Origin of the sequence: Streptomyces sp. NPDC051555, from assembly GCF_044454405.1 — a bacterium.
Lineage (GTDB): Bacteria > Actinomycetota > Actinomycetes > Streptomycetales > Streptomycetaceae > Streptomyces.
Genome location: NZ_JBITDP010000002.1, coordinates 722,422 through 745,014 on the forward strand (window position 1 = coordinate 722,422; position 22,593 = coordinate 745,014).

Here is a 22,593-nt window from a genome sequence, read left to right on the forward strand (position 1 = left end):
GTCCTGCATGCCTCGTTTCAGGATTTCCCCAGCTCGTTCTCGAGGGCGCTGAACAATTCGTCGTCCGAAGCCGATTCGATGTCGCTGTCCGCGTGGGTGTCGTGGTCCGACCTCGCGCCGGCGGCGTCGCCGAGCCTGGCGAGGAAGGACTTCATCCGCACCATGACGTCCAGCCGCTTGATCTCGTCCCCGGCGAGGGCTTCGAGCATGCCCTCCATCCGGTCCAGTTCCGCGGCGATGGAGGCCGCCGCCCGGCCCGCGTTCCCGCTGCCCTCCTCGTCGAGCTCGATCTCCGTACGGAGGTACGTCGCGAGCGCGGCGGGGGTGGGGTAGTCGAAGATGAGGGTGACGGGCAGTCGCAGCCCGGTGGCCGCGTTCAGGCGGTTGCGGAATTCGACGGCCATGAGCGAGTCGAAGCCGAGCTCCATGAATCCGCGGTCCGGTTCGACGGTGGACGTGGTGGGGTGGCCGAGGATGGCCGCCGCGTCCTTGCGCACGAGCGACAGGAGCGTGTGCCTGCGGCCGGGCTCGTCGAGAGCGGTCAGCCGCTGCTTCAGCTCGGCCTCCCCCTCCGGCGCCGCCGTCGTGGCCGCCCCCGTGCCCGCCGCGGCGGTGCGCCGCGCGGGGAGGCGCACCAGGCCGCGCATGACCGGCGGAACGGCGTCCGGGTTCGTCGGGCGGTTGAGCGCGGCGCGGTCGAACTGGATCGGCAGGAGCGCGATCTCGCCCGACTGCTGGGCGGCGTCGAGGAGTTCCAACGCCCGGTCGGTCGCCAGCGCGGTCATGCCGCCGCGCGACAGCCGGCGGATGTCGGTTTCGGTGAGGCTCTCGGTCAGACCGGTGGTCTGGGCCCAGAACCCCCAGCCGAGGGCCAGGGCCGGACGGCCCTGCGCGCGCCGCTGCTGGGCCAGCGCGTCGAGGAAGGCGTTGGCGGCGGCGTAGTTGGCCTGTCCGAGACTGCCGAAGGTGGCGGAGGCGGAGGAGAAGAGCACGAACGCCGAGAGGTCCAGGTCGCGGGTCAGCTCGTCCAGGTGGATCGCCGCGTCGAGCTTGGGACGCAGCACCGTGTCGAGGCGCTCCGGCGTGAGGGAGGAGACGACGCCGTCGTCGAGGGTGCCCGCGGCGTGCACGACCGCGGTCAGCGGGTGCTCGGCCGGAACTCCCGCCAGTACACCGGCCAGGGCGTCCCGGTCGGCCGCGTCGCACGCGGCCACCGACACCCGCGCGCCCAGCGCTTCCAGCTCCGCCACCAGTTCGGTGGCGCCCGGGGCGCCCGCCCCGCTGCGGCTCACCAGCAGCAGGTGCCGCACACCGTGCTCGACCACCAGGTGCCGGGACACCACACCGCCCAGGGTTCCGGTCGCACCGGTCACGAGGACGGTGCCGGTCCCGAAGGCGGGCGCGCCGTCCACCGTGCCCGTGCCGGGCGCACTCACGCGGGCCAGCCGCGGGACGCGCACGTCGCCCGCCCGCAGGGCGAGCTGCGGCTCGTTCTGGGCGGCCGACCAGGCGAGCGCGCCCGGCAGGGCGTCCCACGAGGCCTGCGCGCCGTCGGTGTCCACCAGGACGAAGCGGCCCGGGTTCTCGGTCTGCGCCGAACGCAGCAGGCCCCACACCGGGGCTGCCGCCAGGTCCGTCAGCTCTCCGTCCGGTCCGGTCGCCACCGCACCGCGCGTCACCAGTACCAGGCGCGATCCGGCCGCCGCGAACCGCTCGTCGGACAGCCATGCCCGGGTCAGTGCGAGCGCCCTGCGCAGCTCGGCGCGGACGGCCGCGGCCGTGTCGTCGCCGGTCCGGCCGGTGTCGGTGTCGGTGTCGGTGTCGGTGGAGCAGTCGACGAGCACGACGGGCGGGAGCGCGTCGCCGGCGGCGAACGCACCGCTGAGCGAGTCGAGGTCCTCGAAGGGCTTCACGTCCGTACGGCTGTCGCCGAGCGCGGAGGCCGCGCCGAGCGCGTCGCCGCCCACGATGGCCCACGGGACGGTGCCCGAGCCGGCCCGCTCGTGCGGGACCGGGCGGTTCTCCCACTCGATGCGGAAGAGCGCGTCGTGGAGCCGTCCCGGGTCGCCGGCGTTCCCGAGCCGCTCGGTGTCCACCGGTCGCATGACCAGCGACTCCACCGAGGCGACCGGGCGGCCGGTGTCGTCCGTCAGGGTCAGGGACAGGGCGTCCGTGCCCGGCGTGGGCTTCATGGCCACCCGCAGGGCCGTGGCCCCGGCCGCGTGCAGCGATACGCCGCGCCAGGCGAAGGGCAGCCGCGCCTGCGGTGCGGGGGCGGTGCCTTCGGCGTGCGCGGTCACCGCGGTCAGTCCCGCGGCGTGCAGCGCGGCGTCGAGCAGGGCCGGGTGGATGCCGAAGCGTTGCGCCTCGGCCTGCCACTCCTCGGGCACCGCGATCTCGGCGAAGGTCTCGTCGCCGCGCCGCCAGGCCGCCCGCAGCCCCTGGAAGAGGGGGCCGTAGTGGTAACCGAGCTCGGCGAACTTCTCGTACACGTCGGCGCACTCGACCGGGGTCGCCCCGGTGGGCGGCCACACCGCGAGGTCCTGGGCGGACGCCCCGGTAGCGGGCGCCCCGTCCGCGGCGACAGCCAGCACGCCGGTGGCGTGGCAGGTCCACGCCTCGTCGTACTCGGTGTCCTGCGGCTTCGAATGGACGCTCACCCCGCGCCGGCCGGAGTCGTCCGCGCCGGCGACGCTCACGCGCAGTTGGAGGCCGCCCTTCTCGGGCAGCACCAGCGGGGCCTGGAGCGTGAGCTCCTCGACCAGGTCGCAGCCGACCTCGTCCCCCGCACGGAGCGCGAGCTCGACGAAGCCGGTCCCCGGCAGCAGCACCGTGCCCGCGACCGCGTGGTCCGCCAACCACGGGTGCGTGCGCAGCGAGAGCAGACCCGTGAACACCATGCCCGCGGACTCGGGCAGCTCGACCGCCGCCCCGAGCAGCGGATGACCCGCCACCGCCAGGCCCAGACCGGACAGCCCGCCCTCCGCGACGCCACCGGCATCCAGCCAGTAGCGGCGCCGCTGGAACGCGTACGTCGGCAGCTCGACGCGCGCGGCGCCCGTCCCCTCGAACAGGGCGGCCCAGTCCACGTCCACGCCTTGGACCCACACCTCGGCCAGCGAGGTGAGGAAGCGGTCCAGGCCGCCGTCGTCGCGGCGCAGCGTGCTGGTCACGACGGCGGACGCGGCCTGCTCGCGGCTCTCCAGCGTCTCCAGGACGCCCATCGTCAGGACGGGGTGCGGGCTGATCTCGACGAACACGTGGTGTCCGTCGTCCGCCAGCGCGCGCACGCTCTCCTCGAAGCGGACCGGCTCGCGCAGGTTGCGGTACCAGTACCCGGCGTCCAGCTTCACCGTGTCGAGGACCCCGGCCGTCACGGCCGAGTAGTAGGGCACCTCGGAGGCGCGCAGCTCGACGCCGCGCAGCAGCTCCGCCAACTCCTGCTCCAGTACCTCTACATGGGCCGAGTGTGCGGAGAAGTCCACGCCGGGGACGATCCAGCGCATGACGCCGGCCTTGGCCAGGACGGCCTGGAAGCGGGTCAGCGCGTCGGCGTCGCCGGAGATCACCACGGCCTTCGGGCCGTTCACGGCGGCGATGGAGATCGCGTCGCCGAAGGGCTCCATCTGCTCGCGCACCCACTCCTCGGACGCCACGATCGACAGCATCCCGCCGCGTCCGGCGATGGCCAGCAGAGCGCGGCTGCGCAGGGCGACGACGCGGAGCGCGTCCTCCAGGGACAGCACGCCGGCCACGTACGCGGCGGCGACCTCGCCCTGCGAGTGGCCCACGACGGCGGAGGGCCGCACACCGGCCGCGCGCCACATCGCCGCCAGCGACACCATCATCGAGAACAGTGCGGGCTGTACGACGTCGACGCGCGCCAACTCCGCTTCATCTTGGAGTACTTCGCGCAGCGACCAGTCGACCAGCCCGCCCAGGAGCCGCTCGCACTCGTCCATCTGCGCGGCGAAGGCCGGCGAGGACTCCCACAGTTCGCGGGCCATGCCGACCCACTGCGAGCCCTGCCCGGGGAAGACGAACGCGACCCGGCGGCCGGGGCCGGAGGTGGCCGGACCGGCCACCACGCCCGGGGCCGTCGGTCCGCCCTCGGCCAGCGCGCCCAGCCCCGCGACGAGGTCGTCGCGCGAGCCCCCGATGACCACGGCGCGGTTCTCCAGGGCCGCCCGCCCGGACGCCAGCGACCAGCCGACGTCCAGGGGGGACGGCTCCGCGCCGTCGCGCACCCGGTCCAGCAGGCGCGCCGCCTGCTCGCGCAGCGCGGCGGCGCCGCGGCCCGACACCACCCACGGGAGCGCGGGCAGGGCGACGGGCCGGGCCGCGGGCGCGGCACCGGACGCGCGGTCCTGGTCCGGCGCCCCGGCCGGCTCGGCCGGGGCCTCGTACGCCGGGGCCTCTTCCAGGATCACGTGCGCGTTCGTACCGCTCACGCCGAAGGAGGAGACACCGGCGAGCCGCGGGCGTCCTTCGGTCTTCGGCCACGCGCGCTGCTCGGTCAGTAGCTCGACCGCGCCCGCCGACCAGTCCACCTTCGTCGACCGCTCGGCCGCGTGGAGCGTCTGCGGCAGTACGCCGTGCCGCATCGCCAGCACCATTTTGATCACGCCGGCCACACCGGCGGCTGCCTGTGTGTGGCCGATGTTCGACTTCATCGAGCCCAGCCACAGGGGCCGGTCGGCCGGACGGACCTGTCCGTAGGTGGCGAGCAGCGCATCGGCTTCGATCGGGTCGCCCAGCGAGGTGCCCGTGCCGTGTGCCTCGACGACGTCCACGTCCGAGGCCGAGGCCCGTGCGTTGGCGAGTGCCGCCCGGATCACCCGCTGTTGGGCGGGACCGTTCGGCGCCGTGAGGCCGTTGCTGGCGCCGTCCTGGTTGACGGCCGAGCCGCGCACCACGGCGAGCACCGGGTGCCCGTTGCGGCGCGCGTCGGAGAGCCGCTCCAGCAGCAGTACGCCCGCGCCCTCGCCCCAGCCCATGCCGTCGGCCGAGTCGGCGAACGCCTTCGAGCGCCCGTCCGCCGCCAGGCCGCGCTGGCGGGCGAACTCCACGAAGGCGACCGGGGTGGACATCACGGAGACGCCACCGGCCACGGCCAGGGAGCACTCCCGGCGGCGCAGCGAGTGCACCGCCTCGTGCAGGGCGACCAGGGAGGACGAGCAGGCCGTGTCCACGGTCACCGCGGGGCCTTCGAGGCCGAGGAAGTAGGAGAGGCGACCCGAGAGCACCGCGCCGGAACCGCCGGTGACCACGTAGCCGGCGACGTCTTCGGTCACCGCTCCGGCGCCCGGGCCGTAGTGGGAGGGCGTGCCGCCCACGAAGACGCCCGTCTGGCTGCCCTTCAGCGACGTCGGGTCGATCCCGGCGCGCTCGATCAGCTCCCACGAGGCTTCGAGGAACAGCCGCTGCTGCGGGTCCATCGCCAGCGCCTCGCGGGGCGCGATCGCGAAGAAGCCCGCATCGAACTCGGCAGCGTCGCGGACGAAGCTGCCTTCGTTCACGTACGTGGTGCCCGTCCGGCCCGACGACCCGTCGGGGTCGTACAGCGCCTCGATGTCCCAGCCCCGGTCACCCGGGAGGGCGCCGGCGGCGTCGGTGCCCTGGGCGAGCAACTCCCACAGCCGCTCGGGTGAGTTCGCGCCTCCGGGGAACCGGCAGCTCACCGAGACGATCGCGATGGGCTCCTGCTCGCGCCCCTCCTGCTCCTGCAGTCGCGCCCTCGTCTTCTGCAGGTCGGTGGTGACCCACTTGAGGTACTCCCGGAGCTTGTCCTCGTTCTCCGTCATGACTTACCGAACTCCTGGTTGATGAAGTCGAATAGTTCGTTGTCCGTGACCGCGTCGAGCCGGCTCTCCGCGGGCCCGCCTTGCGCTGTGTCGGGGAGTCCCGCCGTCGATCCGTCGAGCCTCGACAGGAGGACGTGCAGGCGGGCGGAGAGCGTGGACCGCAGGTCCTCGTCCTCCGAGGGGATGGAGAAGAGCGCCGCTTCCAGCTTGTCGAGCTCGGCGATCGCCGACCCGGGCGCGCCGGCCGCGGTCCCCGCGAGCTGGGCCCGCAGGTGGGCGGCGAGGCCCAGCGGCGTCGGGTGGTCGAAGACCAGCGCCGTGGGAAGCCGCAGCCCGGTGGCGTTCTGCAGCCTGTTGCGGAGTTCGACGGCGGTCAGCGAGTCGAATCCGAGCTCCTTGAACGCCCTGTCCTCGCCCACCGCGTCGGGTCCCTCGTAGCGCAGTACGGCAGCGGCGGCCGAGCGCACCAGGTCGAGCAGCGTGCGTTCGAGCTCGGGCCCGCTCATCGTCGCGAACCGGTCGGCGGGCGATTGCGCCGACCCCCCGTCGGGTCCGTCCTGCGCGCCGGTCGAGCCGGCCGCGTCGGACTGCTGGAGCGCCCGCTGGGCCTCCGGCAGGTCGTCGAGCAGCGGCCGCGGCCGGGCCGCGGTGAATCCGGGCGCGAAGCGCGACCAGTCCACGTCCGCCACCACGGCGCAGGTCTCGTCGTGGTCCAGGGCCTGTTGCAGCGCCGCGATCGCCAGGTCCGGGTCCATCGCGAGCACCCCGAGGCGGGCCATGTGCTCCTCCGCCCCGTTGTCGACCAGCATTCCCGCTCCGCGCCAGGCACCCCACGCGACGGACGTCGCGGGCAGGCCGCGGGAGCGGCGCCGCTCGGCCAGTGCGTCGAGGTGGGCGTTGGCGGCGGCGTAAGCGCCCTGCCCGCCGGCGCCCCACACACCCGCGTTCGAGGAGAAGAGGACGAAGGCGTCCAGCTCCTCGCCTTCCAGCAGCTCGTCCAGGTTGTCGGCGCCGGTCACCTTGCCCGAGGCGGCGTCGGAGAGCGTCGAGAGGTCGGTCGCGTCGAGCGTCGCGCTCGGCGCCACGCCCGCGGTGTGCACCACCGACCGGACGGGGGATCCGTCGGCCCGCAGTCGCTCCAACAACGCCGCCAGCGCGCCGCGGTCCGCGACGTCGCACGCGGCGATCGTCACCCGGGCGCCCGCCTCCGTCAGCTCCCGCGAAAGCTCCTCGGCGCCCGTGGCCGCCATGCCGTGACGGCTGGTCAGGACGAGGTGTTCCGCTCCGCCCCGCGCCAGCCAGCGGGCGACCTGCCCGCCCAGCGCACCGGTTCCGCCAGTGATCAAGGTCGTGCCCCGCGGCTTCCACCCACGCGCGGCCGGCACGTCACCGAGCGGTGCGTGCACGAGCCGCCGTGCGAAGAGGCCCGCCGTACGGAGTGCGAGCTGGTCCTCAGGACCCGCCGCGCCGCTCAACACGCCGGAAAGTCGCGCCAGGACACGCGGGTCGGGGTTCTCGGGAAGGTCGATCAAGCCACCCCAACGCTGCGGGTGTTCCAGACCGACGACCCGGCCCAGCCCCCAGGTCTGGGCCTGCGCCGCGCTGACGGCGGCGCCGTCCGCACGCCCCGTGGACACCGCGCTCCGCGTCGCCAGCCACAGGGGCGCCGCCGGCTCCGTGTCGCCGAGTGCCTGCACGAGGTGCAGGGTGCCGGCCAGGCCCGACGGAACCGCCGGGTGCGCCGGGTGCGGGTCCTCGTCGAGCGCGAGCAGCGACAGCACGCCGCTGATCCCGTCGGCCCCGCCGTGCCCGGCCAGGGTCTCCCGTACGCGCTCGGCCAGCCGCGACCGGTCCCCTACCGTCGGGTCCCAGAGGAGCGTGACGACGGACGCGCCGCCGTCGGTCAGCGCCTGGGCGGCCGCTGCGGCCCACGGCGAATCGGCGTCCCCGGAGGGGACGACGAGCAGCCACGTGCCGGTCGCGGACGTCGCGGCCGCCGCCGGGTTCTCCGGCACCTGCTTCCAGGTGACGCGGTAGCGCCAACTGTCGAGCGTCGTGCGGGTACGTCCCTGCCGGCGCCACGAGGAGAGCGCGGGGAGCAGGCTGCCGAGCGACGACTGCTGGTCCTCGTCCTCGACCGCGAGGGTCGTGGACAGCGACCGCAGGTCCCCGTTCTCGACCGCCTCCCAGAACTGGGCGTCCAGCCGGCCGGCGGCCGTGTCCGCCGCCGCGCCCGCACCGCCGGCCGCCTCCGCGGCCGGTGCCTCCAGCCAGTACCGGCGCCGCTGGAAGGCGTACGTCGGCAGGTCCACCCGGCGCGCCCCGGAACCGGCGAACGCCTGCTCCCAGTCGACGTCGGCGCCCTGGACCCAGACCTCCGCCAGGGACGTCAGGAACCTGTCCAGGCCGCCGTCCTCGCGCCGGAGCGTGCCGCAGACCACGGGAGGAGCCGTCGGGCTCTGCCCGGAGACCTCCAGCGTCTCCTGCACGCTGACGGTGAGGACGGGGTGGGAACTCACCTCGACGAAGGTGCCGTGCCCCTGCTCGGCCAGCGTCTCGATCGCGCTCCGGAACCGGACCGTCTCCCGCAGGTTCTGGTACCAGTACCCGGCGTCGAGGCCGGTGGTGTCCAGCCATTCCCCCTTCACGGTCGAGAAGAACGGCACCCGCGAGGCCTTCGGCCGTACGGCCGCCAGCACCTGGGCGAGTTCGTCCTCGATCCGCTCCACGTGGAAGGTGTGCGAGGCGTAGTCGACGGGGATCCGTCGGACCCTGATCCCGTCCGCCGCGCAGGAATCCGTCAACTCGTCCAGCGCGGCCGGGTCACCGGCCACCACGACAGAGGTGGGGCCGTTGACGGTGGCGATCGAAAGTCGGCCGTCCCACCCGGCTATGCGCTCGGTCGCTTGCTCAACAGACAACTGCACCGATGCCATCCCTCCGTGCCCGGCCAAACTCCCGGCAATGGCTTGCGACCGCAATGCCACCACCCGAGCACCGTCCTGCAAGGACAGCCCGCCCGCGACGCAGGCGGCGGCGATCTCGCCCTGCGAGTGTCCCACCACGGCAGCCGGCTCCACGGCGAACGACTGCCACAGCGCGGCCAGTGAAACCATCACCGCCCACGAGACCGGCTGGACCACGTCCACCCGCTCAAGTGACGGGGCGCCAGGCGCCGCACGGACAACGGCCTCCAGGTCCCAGTCCACGAACTCGGCCAGGGCCCGGCCGCACTCGGCCATCCGCACGGCAAAGACCGGAGCGGAATCCATCAGATCCACCGCCATGCCCGCCCACTGCGAACCCTGACCCGGGAACACGAACACCACCCGGCCACCGGACCCGGAAGCCGCGCCCTCCACGAGGCCGGAAACCGACTCCCCGCGGGCGAGGGCCGCGAGGCCCATGTCCAGGTCGTCCCCGCTGCCGACGACGACCGCGCGGTGCTCGAACACCGACCTGCTGGTGGCGAGCGACCAGCCGACGTCCACCGGCGACAGCTCCGCGTCGCCCCGCACGAGCGACCCCAGCCGCGCCGCCTGACCCCGCAGGGCCTGCGCACTCCGGCCCGACACGATCCACGGCACGGTCACCGGACGGGCGGAAGTCGCCGCCCCTTCGGCCTGATCGGCCTGGTCGGCCTGGTCGGCCGGACCCGCCGCGGGCGCCCGGGGGGACTCCACGGGCTGCTCCGCGGGCTGTTCGAGGATCACGTGCGCGTTGGTACCGCTCACGCCGAACGACGACACACCCGCACGACGGGGACGCCCCTCGTCCTGCGCCCACTGCCGCGGCTTGCTCAGCAGCTCGACCGCGCCCGCCGACCAGTCCACCTTCGACGACGGCTCATCCGCGTAGAGCGTTTCCGGCAGTACGCCGTGGTGCATCGCCTGCACCATCTTGATCACGCCGGCCACACCCGCGGCGGCCTGCGCGTGCCCGATGTTCGACTTCAACGAGCCGAGCCACAGCGGGCGTTCGGCCGGACGGTCCTGGCCGTAGGTGGCCAGCAGCGCCTGCGCCTCGATCGGGTCACCCAACGTCGTACCCGTACCGTGCGCCTCCACCACGTCCACATCGGCCGCGGACACACCCGCACTCGCCAACGCAGCCCGGATCACCCGCTGCTGCGAAGGACCGTTCGGCGCCGTCAGACCATTGCTCGCACCGTCCTGGTTCACCGCGGAACCACGCACCACCGCCAGCACCGGGTGCCCGTTGCGCCGGGCATCCGACAGCCGCTCCAGCAGCAACATGCCCGCGCCCTCGGCCCATCCGGTGCCGTCCGCACCGTCCGAGAAGGACTTGCAGCGGCCGTCCGGGGACAGCGCCCGCTGCCGACTGAACTCGACGAACGTCATCGGCGTGGACATCAACGTCACGCCGCCGGCCAGGGCGAGCGTGCACTCACCGGCGCGCAGCGCCTGGGCGGCCAGGTGCAGGGAGACCAGGGACGACGAGCACGCGGTGTCGACCGTGACGGCCGGGCCCTCCAGGCCGAAGGTGTACGAGAGGCGGCCGGAAGCCACGCTGCCCGCACTGCCGTTGCCGAGGAAGCCCTCGAACCCTTCCGGCACGGTCCGCAGCCGCGAACCGTAGTCGTTGTACATCACGCCGGCGAAGACACCGGTCCGGCTGCCGCGCAGCGACTTCGGGTCCACGCCCGCGCGTTCGATCGCCTCCCACGCGATCTCCAGGAGCAGTCGCTGCTGGGGGTCGGTGGCCAGTGCCTCGCGCGGCGACATCCCGAAGAACTGCGGGTCGAACTCCGCTGCCGCGTGCAGGAAGCCGCCTTCCCGGGTGTACGTCTTGCCCTGCCGCTCCGGGTCCGGGTCGTAGAGGTCCGAGTCCCATGCCCGGTCCGTCGGGAACTCCGAGATCGCGTCCACGCCACCGTCGACCAGGTCCCACAGCGCCTCGGGAGAGTCGACGCCGCCGGGATAGCGGCAGCCCATTCCCACGATCACGATCGGGTCGTCGAGGTCGCTCGCCGAGGACGGCACGAGCACGCCCGCCGATGCGGTCGAGAAGTGTCCCGCACCGAAGAGTTCGGCGTTCAGGTGGGTGACGAGAGCACCGGGTGACGGGTGGTCGAAGACGAGCGTGGCGGGGAGCCGCAGCCCGGTCGCCGCATTGAGCCGGTTGCGCAGTTCCACTGCCGTCAACGAGTCGAAACCGAGCTCCTTGAAGGCCCGCCCGTCCTCGATCGCGTCCGCCGAACCGTGCCCGAGAACGGTCGCGATCAGTCCGCGCACGAACTCCGACAGCGCACGCGTCCGGTCGCCTTCGAGCATCCCGGACAGCCGCTGGACCAGCTCCTTCGCGGCCCCGCCCTGCTCCGCCGCTCGTGCCCGGCGCACCGGCCCGCGGACCAGCCCGCGCAGTACGCCCGGCACCTCGGCGCCCAGCTCGCGCAGCGCCGCCTGGTCGAAGCGCACCGGCAGCAGGAGCGCCTCGTCCGCCGCGAGAGCGGCGTCGAAGAGCGCCAGACCGTCCTGCGAGGACAAGGCCACCAGGCCCGAACGCGCCACGCGCGCCAGATCCGCCCGGCCCATCTCACCGGTCATCCCGCTGCTCTGCTGCCACAGCCCCCATGCCAGCGAGGTGGCCGGCAGGCCCTCGGCACGCCGTACGGTCGCCAGCGCGTCCAGGAACACGTTCGCCGCGGCGTATCCGCCCTGGCCCGCGCTGCCCAGCACGCCCGAGGCCGAGGAGAACAGCACGAACGCCGACAGGTCGAGGTCACGGGTCAGCTCGTGCAGGTTCCACGCCGCGTCCACCTTCGGACGCAGCACCCGCTCCACGCTCTCGACGTCCAGGCCCGTGATCAGCCCGTCGTCCAGCACGCCCGCGGCGTGCACGACCGCGGTCAGCGGGTGCTCGGCCGCGACTCCCGCCAGTGCCCCGGCCAGCGCGTCCCGATCGGCCACGTCGCACGCGGCCACCGACACCCGCGCGCCCAGCGCCTCCAGCTCCGCCACCGACTCCGCCGCACCGGGGGCGTCTCCCCCACTGCGACTCACCAGCAGCAGGTGCCGCACTCCGTGCTCCACCACCAGGTGCCGGGCCACCACGCCGCCGAGCGTCCCGGTGGCACCGGTCAGCAGCACCGTGCCGGCCGGGTCCCATTCCCGCGCCTCCTGCGGTGCGGGCGGGGTCGCCCGCAGCAGCTTCGGCACGCGCACGACACCGTCGCGCACGGCCAGCTGCGGCGCGTCGGAGGACAGCAGCCCATCCGGCAGCCCGGTGGCTCCATCGGTGTCGACGAGCACGAACCGACCGGGGTTCTCCGTCTGCGCCGAGCGCAACAGCCCCCAGACCGGAGCCGCGCCCAGATCGGTCACCGTCTCCTCGGGGCCGGCCGCCACCGCACCGCGCGTCACCAGCACCAGGCGCGATCCGGCCTCCTCGAACCGCTCGTCCGCGAGCCACGCCTGCGCCAGCGCCAGGGCGCGGTGCACGGCCTCGTGGGCGGCCCGAGCGGTCCCGCCGGTCCCGTCCGTCCCGCCGGTCCCGCCGGTCTCGCCGGTCCGTGAGAGGAAGGGGACGAGCACGACGTCGGGGACCGCAGCACCGTTCTCGACGGCCGCGCTCAGCGCCGCGAGATCGGCGTGCACCTCGGCCCCGGGAACTCCGAGTCCGGTCTCCGTACCCGGAGCCCCGATCACCGCCCACGGTCCGCGCCGGGCCGCCAAGGCGGCTTCGTGCGTGGTCACCTGCGGTGCCTGTGCCCAGTCGACCCGGAACAGCGCTTCGTCCGTCCCGCTACGGGCCGCGTTCGCGATCTGGTCGGGGTCCATGGGCCGCAGGACGAGGGACTCGACCGCCGCGACGGGCTGCCCGGTGCTGTCGGCGACCGTCACCGACACCGAATCGTCGGCATCGGCGGGCGCGAGGCGCACCCGCAGGGCCGCCGCGCCGCTCGTGTACAGGGACACACCGCGCCACGCGAAGGGCAGCCTCGGCCGGCTGTCGGAGAAGATCCCGCTCAGCCGCAGACCGTGCAACGCCGCGTCCAGCAGCGCCGGGTGCAGCCCGAACTGGGCGGCGTCCTCCTGCGCGTCCTCGGGCAGCACCGCTTCGGCGAACACCTCGTCGCCGCGGCGCCAGGCCGCCCGTACGTTCTGGAACATCGGCCCGTAGCCGTAGCCGTCGGCCTCGAAGTCCTCGTACATGCCGTCGGTGTCCAGCGCCACGGCACCCTCCGGCGGCCAGACCGCCAGATCGGCCACGGGCTGGGCGGCACCGGTCGTCAGCGCACCCGTCGCATGGCAGGTCCACTCCGTGTCGGTGTACGCATCGGCCACTCGCGAGTACACGCTGAACGTACGCCGACCCTGCTCGTCCGACTCGGCGACGGTCATGCGCAGTTGGACGCCACCCTTCTCGGGCAGCACCAGCGGGGCCTGGAGCGTGAGCTCCTCGACCACGTCGCAGCCGACCTCGTCGCCCACGCGGACCGCGAGTTCCACGAAGCCGGTTCCCGGCAGCAGCACCGTGCCCGCGACCGCGTGGTCCGCCAACCACGGGTGCGTGCGCAGCGACAACCGCCCCGTGAACACCACACCCGCGGAATCCGGCAGCTCCACCGCCGCGTCGAGCAGCGGATGGCCCGCCACCGCCAGGCCCAGACCCAGGCCCGACAGCCCGGCGTCCCCGGCGCCACCGGCGTCGAGCCAGTACCGGCGCCGCTGGAACGCATACGTCGGCAACTCGACGCGCGACGCACCCGTCCCCTCGAACACACCGGCCCAGTCCACGTCCACGCCCTGGACCCACACCTCGGCGAGCGAGGCGTAGAACCGGTCCAGGCCACCCTCGTTACGGCGCAGCGTGCCCGCCACGATGGCGGATTCGGCCTGGTCCTGGACGCTCATCGTCAGCACGGGGTGCGCGCTGACCTCGATGAAGGTGCCGTGCCCCTGCGCGACCAGGTCCTCGATCGCACCCTGGAAACGGACCGTCTGACGCAGGTTCCGATACCAATACCCGGCATCGAGCGTCGTCGTGTCCAGCCAGTCACCGTTCACCGTGGAGAAGAACGGCACCCGCGCAGCCATGGGCCGCACCTGCGCCAACACCTCCGCGAGCTCACCCTCGATCCGCTCCACGTGGGAGGTGTGCGAGGCGTAGTCCACTGCAACCCGGCGGGCCCGCACGCCTTCCGCTTCGCACTCGGCGAGGAGCTCGTCCAACGCTTCCGGCTCACCGGCGACGACGGTGGAGGTGGGGCCGTTCAGGGCCGCGACCTCAAGCCGACCCGCCCAACGCACCAGACGGGACTCGACCTCCGCCAGCGGCAACGCCACCGACATCATCCCGCCGAACCCGGCCAGGCTTCCCGCGATGGCCTGCGACCGCAGGGCCACCACACGAGCACCATCCTGCAACGACAACCCACCCGCGACACAAGCCGCGGCGATCTCACCCTGCGAATGACCCACCACCGCAGACGGCTTCACACCGAAGGACTGCCACAACTCCGCGAGCGAGACCATCACCGCCCACGAAACCGGCTGGACCACATCCACCCGCCCAAGCGACGGCGCGCCCTCAACCTGGCGCACGACATCGAGCAGATCCCAGTCCACGAACTCCGCCAACGCCCGACCACACTCGGCCAACCGACCGGCGAACACCGGCGAAGAATCCAACAGATCCACCGCCATCCCAGCCCACTGCGAACCCTGACCCGGGAACACGAACACCACCCGGCCACCAGAGCCCGAAACCACACCCTCCACCAGACCCGAAGCCGGCAGACCATCCCTCAACGCACCCACACCAGAGGCAAGTTCACCCAGCGCACCACCGATCACCACGGCACGGTTCTCGAACTCCGCCCGCCCGGCGGCCAACGACCAACCCACGTCCACCGGCGACAGACCCGCACCGCCGGACTCGACGAGCGCCGACAAGCGCGCCGCCTGGCCGCGCAGCGCCTCGACACCACGGCCGGACACCACCCACGGCACCGCCATCGGCGCCACCGGCGCCACCGGCGCCACCGGTTCGGCAACCTCAACCTCAGGAGCCTGCTCAAGGATCACGTGGGCGTTCGTACCGCTCACACCGAACGACGACACACCCGCACGACGGACCCGGTCAACAGCACCCGGCACCCACTCGCGCGCCTCCGTCAGCAGCTCGACCGCACCCGCCGACCAATCCACCTTCGACGACCGCTCACCCACATGCAGCGACTCCGGCAGCAGCCCGTGGCGCATCGCCTGCACCATCTTGATCACGCCACCCACACCGGCCGCGGCCTGCGCGTGCCCGATGTTCGACTTCAACGACCCGAGGTACAGAGGCCGTTCGGCCGGACGGTCCTGGCCGTACGTCGCGATCAGTGCCTGCGCCTCGATCGGGTCGCCCAGCGTCGTACCGGTGCCGTGCGCCTCCACCGCGTCCACGTCCGCCGCGGAGACCCGGGCATCGGCCAGGGCCGCACGGATGACGCGCTGCTGCGAAGGGCCGTTCGGCGCCGTCAGACCGTTGCTCGCACCGTCCTGATTCACCGCGGAACCACGCACCACCGCCAAGACGGGGTGGCCGTTGCGCTGCGCGTCCGACAGCCGCTCCAACAGGAGCACGCCGGCGCCCTCGGCCCAGCCCGTACCGTCCGCGCCGTCCGAGAACGACTTGCAGCGGCCGTCCGGCGCGAGTCCGCGCTGGCGGCTGAACTCCACGAAGACCATCGAGGTGGCCAGTACGTTCACGCCGCCCGCGAGGGCTAGCGTGCACTCACCGTTGCGCAGCGACTGCACCGCCAGGTGCAGCGCGACCAGCGACGACGAGCATGCCGTGTCCACCGTCACCGCGGGGCCCTCAAGACCCAGCGTGTAGGCGACACGACCCGAGATCGCCGAGGTGGTGCTGCCGGTCAGGTAGTACCCCTCGCTGCCTTCGCCGGACTGCTCCATGCCGAAGGCGTAGCCCTGTGCCGCGGCTCCGGTGAACACGCCCGCCCGGGATCCGCGCACGGCGGCGGGGTCGATGCCCGCCCGCTCGAAGGCCTCCCACGAGGTCTCCAGGAGCAGCCGCTGCTGCGGGTCCATGGCGAGGGCCTCGCGCGGCGAGATCCCGAAGAAGCCCGCGTCGAAGTCGGCGGCGGTGTGCAGGAAGCCGCCGCTGCGGACGTACGACTTGCCGGGACGATCGGGGTCGGCGTCGTACAGCGCGTCCAGGTCCCAGCCGCGGTCGGTCGGGAAGTCGGTGATGCCGTCGCCGCCCGCGGCCAGCAGGTCCCACAGCGCCTCCGGGGACGCGACGTCGCCCGGGAAGCGGCAGCTCATGCTGACGATGGCGATCGGGTCGTCCGCCCGCGCGGCGGACGCGTACGGCAGGACCGCTGTGGCGTCGGCCCCGGACCGGGCGCCGAGCAGTTCCTCGCGCAGGTGTCGCGCGAGCGCGGCCGGCGTGGGGTGGTCGAAGACGAGCGTGGCGGGCAGCCTCAGCCCGGTCGCCGCGTTCAACCGGTTGCGCAGTTCCACCGAGGTCAGGGAGTCGAAGCCGAGCTCCTTGAAGGCGCGTCTCTCCTCGACCGCTGCCGCTGATCCGTGGCCGAGGACCACCGCGACGTGGCCGCGCACGAACTCCGAGAGTTCCACGAGCTGTTCGGCTTCGGACCGGCCGGCCAGCTGCCGGGCCAGCCCGGTGGGCGCGGCCGAGGTGCCGGTGGACGCCGTGGCCCGGGCGCGCTGTACGGGGCCCCGGACGAGGCCGCGCAGCAGCGCGGGTACGGGCGTGCCGGAGGTCCGCAGTGCGGCGGGGTCGAGCCCCACCGGCAGCAGGAGCGGCTCGGCGGTCGCGACGGCGGCGTCGAAGAGCGCCAGGCCCTCGTCGGACGAGAGCGCGGTCAGTCCGGAGCGTGCGATGCGGGTGCGATCCGCTTCGCCCAGCTCGCCGGTCATCGTGCTGCTCTGCTCCCACAGGCCCCATGCCAGCGACGTGGCCGGCAGGCCCTCGGTGCGACGGACCGCCGCCAGGGCGTCGAGGAAGACGTTCGCCGCCGCGTAGCCGCCCTGTCCGGCATTGCCGAGGACACCGGAGACGGAGGAGTAGAGGACGAAGGCCGACAGGTCCAGGTCACGCGTCAGTTCGTGGAGGTTCCACGCGGCGTCGACCTTCGGGTTCAGCACTCCGTCGATCCGCTCGGGGGTGAGCGCGTGGATCATTCCGTCGTCGAGCACGCCGGCCGTGTGGACGACCGTGGTCAGGGGGTGTTCGGCCGGGATGCCGGCGAGGAGCCCCTGCAGCGCCGTTCGGTCGGCGACGTCGCAGGCCACCACGCGCGCCCGGGCGCCGAGCCCGGCGAGCTCCGCGACCAGTTCCGCCGCGCCGTCGGCTTCCGGCCCGCGGCGGCTGACGAGCAGCAGTTCCCGCACGTCGTGTCGTTCCACGAGGTGACGGGCGACGAGCCTGCCGAGCGTTCCGGTCGCTCCGCTCACGAGGGCGGTGCCGTTCCCGGCGCCGGCCAGCGGGGCCGGTACGGTCAGCACGACCTTGCCGATGTGGCGGGCCTGGCTCACGTAGCGGAAGGCGTCGGGGGCCCGTCGGATGTCCCACGTGGCGACGGGCAGGGGTGTGATCACCCCTTGCTCGAAGAGGTCCAGGAGCTCCAGCAGGATCTCCTGGGTGCGGTCCAGGCCGGCCTCATTGAGGTCGAACGCCTGGTAGGCGACGCCCGGGTGCGCCGCGGCGACCTCGGCGGGGTCGCGCTTGTCGGTCTTGCCCATCTCCAGGAACCGCCCGCCGCGCGGCAGCAGCCGCAGCGACGCGTCCACGAACTCACCGGCGAGCGCGTCGAGCACCACGTCCATGCCCCGGGCACCGGTGGCGTCGCGGAACGTGTCCTCGAAGTCCAGCGTGCGGGAGGAGGCGATGTGCGCATCGTCCAGCCCGGAGCCGCGCAGGGCGTGCCACTTGCCCTCGCTGGCCGTGCCGAAGACCTCGGCTCCCCAGTGCCGGGCGAGCTGTACGGCGGCCATGCCGACGCCGCCCGCGGCGTTGTGCACGAGCACGGATTCCCCGGGCTGCACTCCGGCGAGGTCGCGCAGGCCGTAGTAGGCGGTCAGGAAGACGACCGGCACGGAGGCGGCCCGCACGTACGACCAGCCGTTGGGCATCGGCGCCAGCATCCGCCGGTCGGTGACGGCGAAGGGGCCGAACGAGCCGGAGAAGACGCCCATGACCTGGTCGCCGGGCGCCAGATCGGTCACGCCGGAACCGACTTCGGTGACGACGCCGGCGCCCTCGTTGCCCATGACCTGCTGGTCGGGAACGACGCCCAGGGCCAGCACCACGTCCCGGAAGTTCATGCCGGCCGCGCGGATCTGCACCCGCACCTGGCCGGCTTCGAGCGGCTGCTCGGCCGCCGGGCTCTCCAGCAGTTCGAGGTTGGCGAAGGATCCCTTCTGGGGGATCTCCAGGCTCCACGCCGACGCACCCGCCGGCGGAACCAGCATTCCGTCGCCGTGCGCCAGGCGTGCCACGCGCGGGACCCGCACCTCGCCGGCCCGCAGTGCCAGCTGCGGTTCGTCGTGGGTCGCCGCCCAGGCGAGTGCCGTCGCCAGCACCTCTCGGGACTCGGGTGTGCCGTCCGAGTCCATCAGCACGAACGCGCCGGGGTTCTCGGTCTGCGCCGATCGCAGCAGTCCCCAGACGGGGGCCGCCGTCAGGTCCGTCACGTCGCCGTCGGAGCCGGCCGCCACCGCGCCCCGCGTCAGCACCACCAGCCGGGCACCGGTGAACCGCTCGTCCCCCAGCCACGCCTGGACCAGCGCCAGCGCGCGATGGCTCGCCGCGTGCGCGGCCGACGGCGTCGCCGGCCCGTCGGTCTGCTGCGGCGGGTCCGCGGGATCCTGAACCGCTACCACGACGACGTCCGGCAGCTCGGCGCCGGCCGTCACCGCCTCGCCGAGGGCTGCCAGGTCCGGGTACGCGGCTGCGCCCTGGACCTCCACGGAGGTGCCGATCCGAGCGATGCCGGGGGCACGGGTGGCGTCATGGGGCGCCGGGGTCCCGGTGGCCGCCGTGGTCCAATCGATGCGGAACAGCGCGTCGTGCTCGGGCAGCTTGCCCGCGGCCGCTGCCAGCTGTTCGCGGTCCACGGGCATGCAGACCAACGACTCCACCGTCGCGACCGGTTGCCCCGTACCATCGGCCACCGTCACCGAGACGGTGTCCGTACCGGCCGGTGCCAGGCGGACCCGCAGCATCGACGCACCCGCCGCCCGCAGCGACACACCGCGCCACTCGAACGGCAGCCGTGCGCGTCCGTCGGCGAAGAAGCTGCCCAGCTGCACTCCGTGCAGCGCCGAGTCCAGCAGTGCCGGGTGCATGCCGAAGCGACCGGCCGCTTCCTGGTGCTCCGCGTCGAGCGCCACCTCGACGAAGACCTCGTCGCCGCGCCGCCATGCCGCGCGCACGCCCTGGAACGCCGGGCCGTAGCCGTAGCCGTCGGCCTCGAAACGCTCGTACATGTCGTCGACGGGCACGTCCTCGGCGCCTGCCGGCGGCCACTCCACGAGGTCGGCAGCCGGCTGCACACCGCCGGCCGCCAGCACACCCATGGCGTGGCAGGTCCACTCTCCGGCCGCCGACGTCTCCTCGTCACGAGAGTGGACGGTCAGCGTGCGGCGCCCCGCTTCGTCGGGCTCGCCCACCATGATCTGGAGCTGTACGACGCGGCCCTCGGCCAGGACGAGCGGCGTCTGGAGGGTCAGCTCCTCGACGGTGTCGCATCCGACCTGGTCACCGGCCCGTACGGCCAGCTCCACGAAGCCGGTGCCCGGGAACAGCACCGTGCCCGCGACCGCGTGGTCCGCCAGCCAGGGGTGGGTCCGCAGCGACAGCTGTCCCGTCAGCAGCAGTCCGTCGGCGCCGGCCAGCTCCACGGCGGCGCCCAGCAGGGGGTGCTCCGCCGACCCGAGTCCGAGGCCGGCCACGGAGCCGGCGCCCGCGAGGTCACCGGAGGGTTCCAGCCAGTAGCGCTGGCGTTGGAAGGCGTACGTCGGCAGGTCCACCCGAGACGCACCCGTCCCCTCGAACGCCCGCGTCCAGTCGACCGCGACGCCGTGCGTCCACGCACGCGCCACACCGGCAACGAACGAACGCTCCTCACCGCGACCCGCACGCAGCACCGGAACGAACACACCGTCCGACACGCACTGCGCACCCATCGCGCTCAACACACCATCAGGACCCAACTCCACGAACACGGACACGCCTTGGCCCGCGAGGGCCTCGACACCGTCCGCGAAACGAACCGCGCCGCGCACGTGCCGAACCCAGTACTCCGGCGCACACAACTCCTCCGCCGACGCCACCGCACCCGTCACGTTCGACACCACCGGAATCACCGGCGCGCCATACGTCAAACCCTTCGCGACCTCGTGGAACTCCTCCAACATCGCGTCCATCCGCGGCGAATGGAACGCGTGCGAGACCACCAGCCGCTTCGTCTTACCACCCCGGGCCTTGAGGACCGCCGCCACCTCCAGCACGGCATCCTCGTCACCGGACAGCACCACCGCCGAAGGACCGTTCACCGCGGCGATCGACACGCGATCCGCGCAATCGACCAGCAGCTCCGCAACCTCCGCCTCCGAAGCCTGCACCGCCACCATCGCGCCACCCGCAGGCAACGCCTGCATCAGACGCCCACGCGCAGCCACCAACCGCGCCGCATCCTCCAACGACCACACCCCCGCCACACACGCCGCGACCAGCTCACCGATCGAGTGACCGCCCACGAACTCGGGCCGCACACCCCACGACTCGATCAGCCGGAACAGCGACCACTCCACAGCGAACAGACCCGCCTGGGTGAACACCGTCTCGTCGAGCGCACCCTCAGCACCGCCCTCACCGAAGACGACCTCACGCACCCCACCCACCACATGCCCGGACAACTCCCGGTCCAGCACGGCACACACCTCGTCGAACGCCCCCGCGAACACCGGGAAACGCTCGTACAACTCCCGCCCCATACCGACCCGCTGCGAACCCTGACCCGAGAACAACACGGCAGGACCACCAGTGGAGACGCCGCCCTCCGGGCCCTCGACGAGCCCCGGGACGGCTTCCCCTCGGGCCAGACCGTTCAGCGCGGCCATCAGCTCATCGGACGAACCGCCCGTCACCACGGCGCGGTTCTCGAACTCCGCCCGCCCCGAAGCCAGCGACCAGCCCACATCCACCGGCGACAAGTCCGCGTCACCCTCGACCCGGGACACCAGGCGCGCGGCCTGCGCACGTAATCCGTCGACCCCGCGGCCGGAGACCACCCACGGCGTCACCGAGGGGCTGCTCTGCGGGGCCGGGCGCTCCGCCGGCTGTTCGGCCGGCTGCTCCACCGGCTGCTCGATGATGACGTGGGCGTTCGTACCGCTCACGCCGAACGACGACACGCCCGCACGACGCGGACGTCCCTCGACCGCCGGCCACTCCCGCGCCTCGGCGAGGACCTCGACCGCACCCGCGGACCAGTCGACCTCGGACGACGGCTCGTCCACGTAGAGCGACTTCGGGAGTGTGGCGTGGTGCATCGCCTGCACCATCTTGATCACGCCCGCCACGCCCGCGGCCGCCGCGGTGTGGCCGATGTTCGCCTTCAAGGAGCCGATCAGCAGCGGCCGGTCCTCGGGCCTGCCCTGTCCGTAAGTGGCGAGCAGCGCGTCGGCCTCGATCGGGTCGCCGAGCGACGTGCCCGTGCCGTGCGCCTCCACCGCGTCGACCTCGGCGGTGGTCAGTCCGGCGCTCGCCAGTGCGGCGCGGATGACACGCTGCTGGGAGGGGCCGTTGGGCGCCGTGAGGCCGTTGCTCGCACCGTCCTGGTTGACGGCCGAACCACGGACCACCGCGAGGACCGGGTGGCCGTTGCGGCGCGCGTCCGACAGCCGCTCCAGCAGCAGTACGCCCGACCCCTCGCCCCATGCCGTCCCGTCGGCGCCGTCCGCGAACGGCCGGCACCGGCCGGTGCGGGACAGTGCGCCCTGCCGGCTGAACTCGACGAAGATCTCCGGCGTGGACATCACCGTCACGCCACCCGCGAGGGCGAGCGTGCACTCACCGTTCCGCAGCGCCTGCGCCGCCAGGTGCAGGGTCACCAGGGACGACGAGCAGGCCGTGTCCACGCTGACCGCGGGCCCCTGGAGGCCGAGGGTGTAGGAGAGCCGACCCGAGACCACGCTGGCCGCGATACCGGTGGCCAGGTAGCCCTCGGACTGCTTGGGCGCCCGGCGCAGCAGGGCCGCGTAGTCCTGCCCGTTGGTGCCGGCGAACACACCGGTACGGCTGCCCTTCAGCGACGACGGGTCGATGCCCGCCCTCTCGATCGCCTCCCAGGACGTCTCCAGCAGGAGCCGCTGCTGCGGGTCGAGCGCCAGTGCCTCGCGGGGCGAGATCCCGAAGAACGCCGGGTCGAACTCGCCGACGTCATGCAGGAATCCGCCCTCGCGGACGTACGAGGTACCCGGCCTCGACAGCTCCGGGTCGTACAGGCCCTCGGTGTCCCAGCCCCGGTCGGTGGGGAACTGGGTGAAGGCGTCGCCACCCGACGCCACGAGGTCCCACAGCTCCTCGGGGGAGGTCACTCCTCCGGCGTACCGGCAGCCCATGCCGATGATCGCGATCGGCTCGTGCTCTCCCGACTGCACTTCCTGGAGGCGCTGTCGTGCCTCGTGGAGCTCACCGGTCACTCGCTTCAGGAAATACCGAAGCTTGTCCTCGCTGCTGTTCGTCACGCCGTACCACTCCAGGGGTTCAGAAAGTCTTCACGCAG

The 22,593-nt window shown here is 73.2% G+C and carries 2 protein-coding genes; both read right to left on the reverse strand.

The annotated features are described in order from the left end of the window. Positions 1-17: 17 nt before the first annotated feature. Positions 18-5,804: an SDR family NAD(P)-dependent oxidoreductase gene (locus ACIBEA_RS07390; RefSeq protein ID WP_399258846.1), complete on the reverse strand. Its 5,787-nt coding sequence runs from the start codon at positions 5,802-5,804 to the stop codon at positions 18-20. Continuing rightward, the gene (locus ACIBEA_RS07395; RefSeq protein ID WP_399259058.1) at positions 5,801-22,570 is read right to left on the reverse strand and encodes a type I polyketide synthase; all 16,770 of its coding nucleotides are present in this window, start codon (positions 22,568-22,570) and stop codon (positions 5,801-5,803) included. The genes ACIBEA_RS07390 and ACIBEA_RS07395 overlap by 4 nt, the downstream gene beginning before the upstream one ends. Positions 22,571-22,593: the final 23 nt, after the last annotated feature.

What these genes read in the sequence shown, in the direction of transcription:
- ACIBEA_RS07390 (WP_399258846.1), bottom strand. Translation starts at nt 5,804, where the DNA reads ATGACGGAGAACGAGGACAAGCTCCGGGAGTACCTCAAGTGGGTCACC.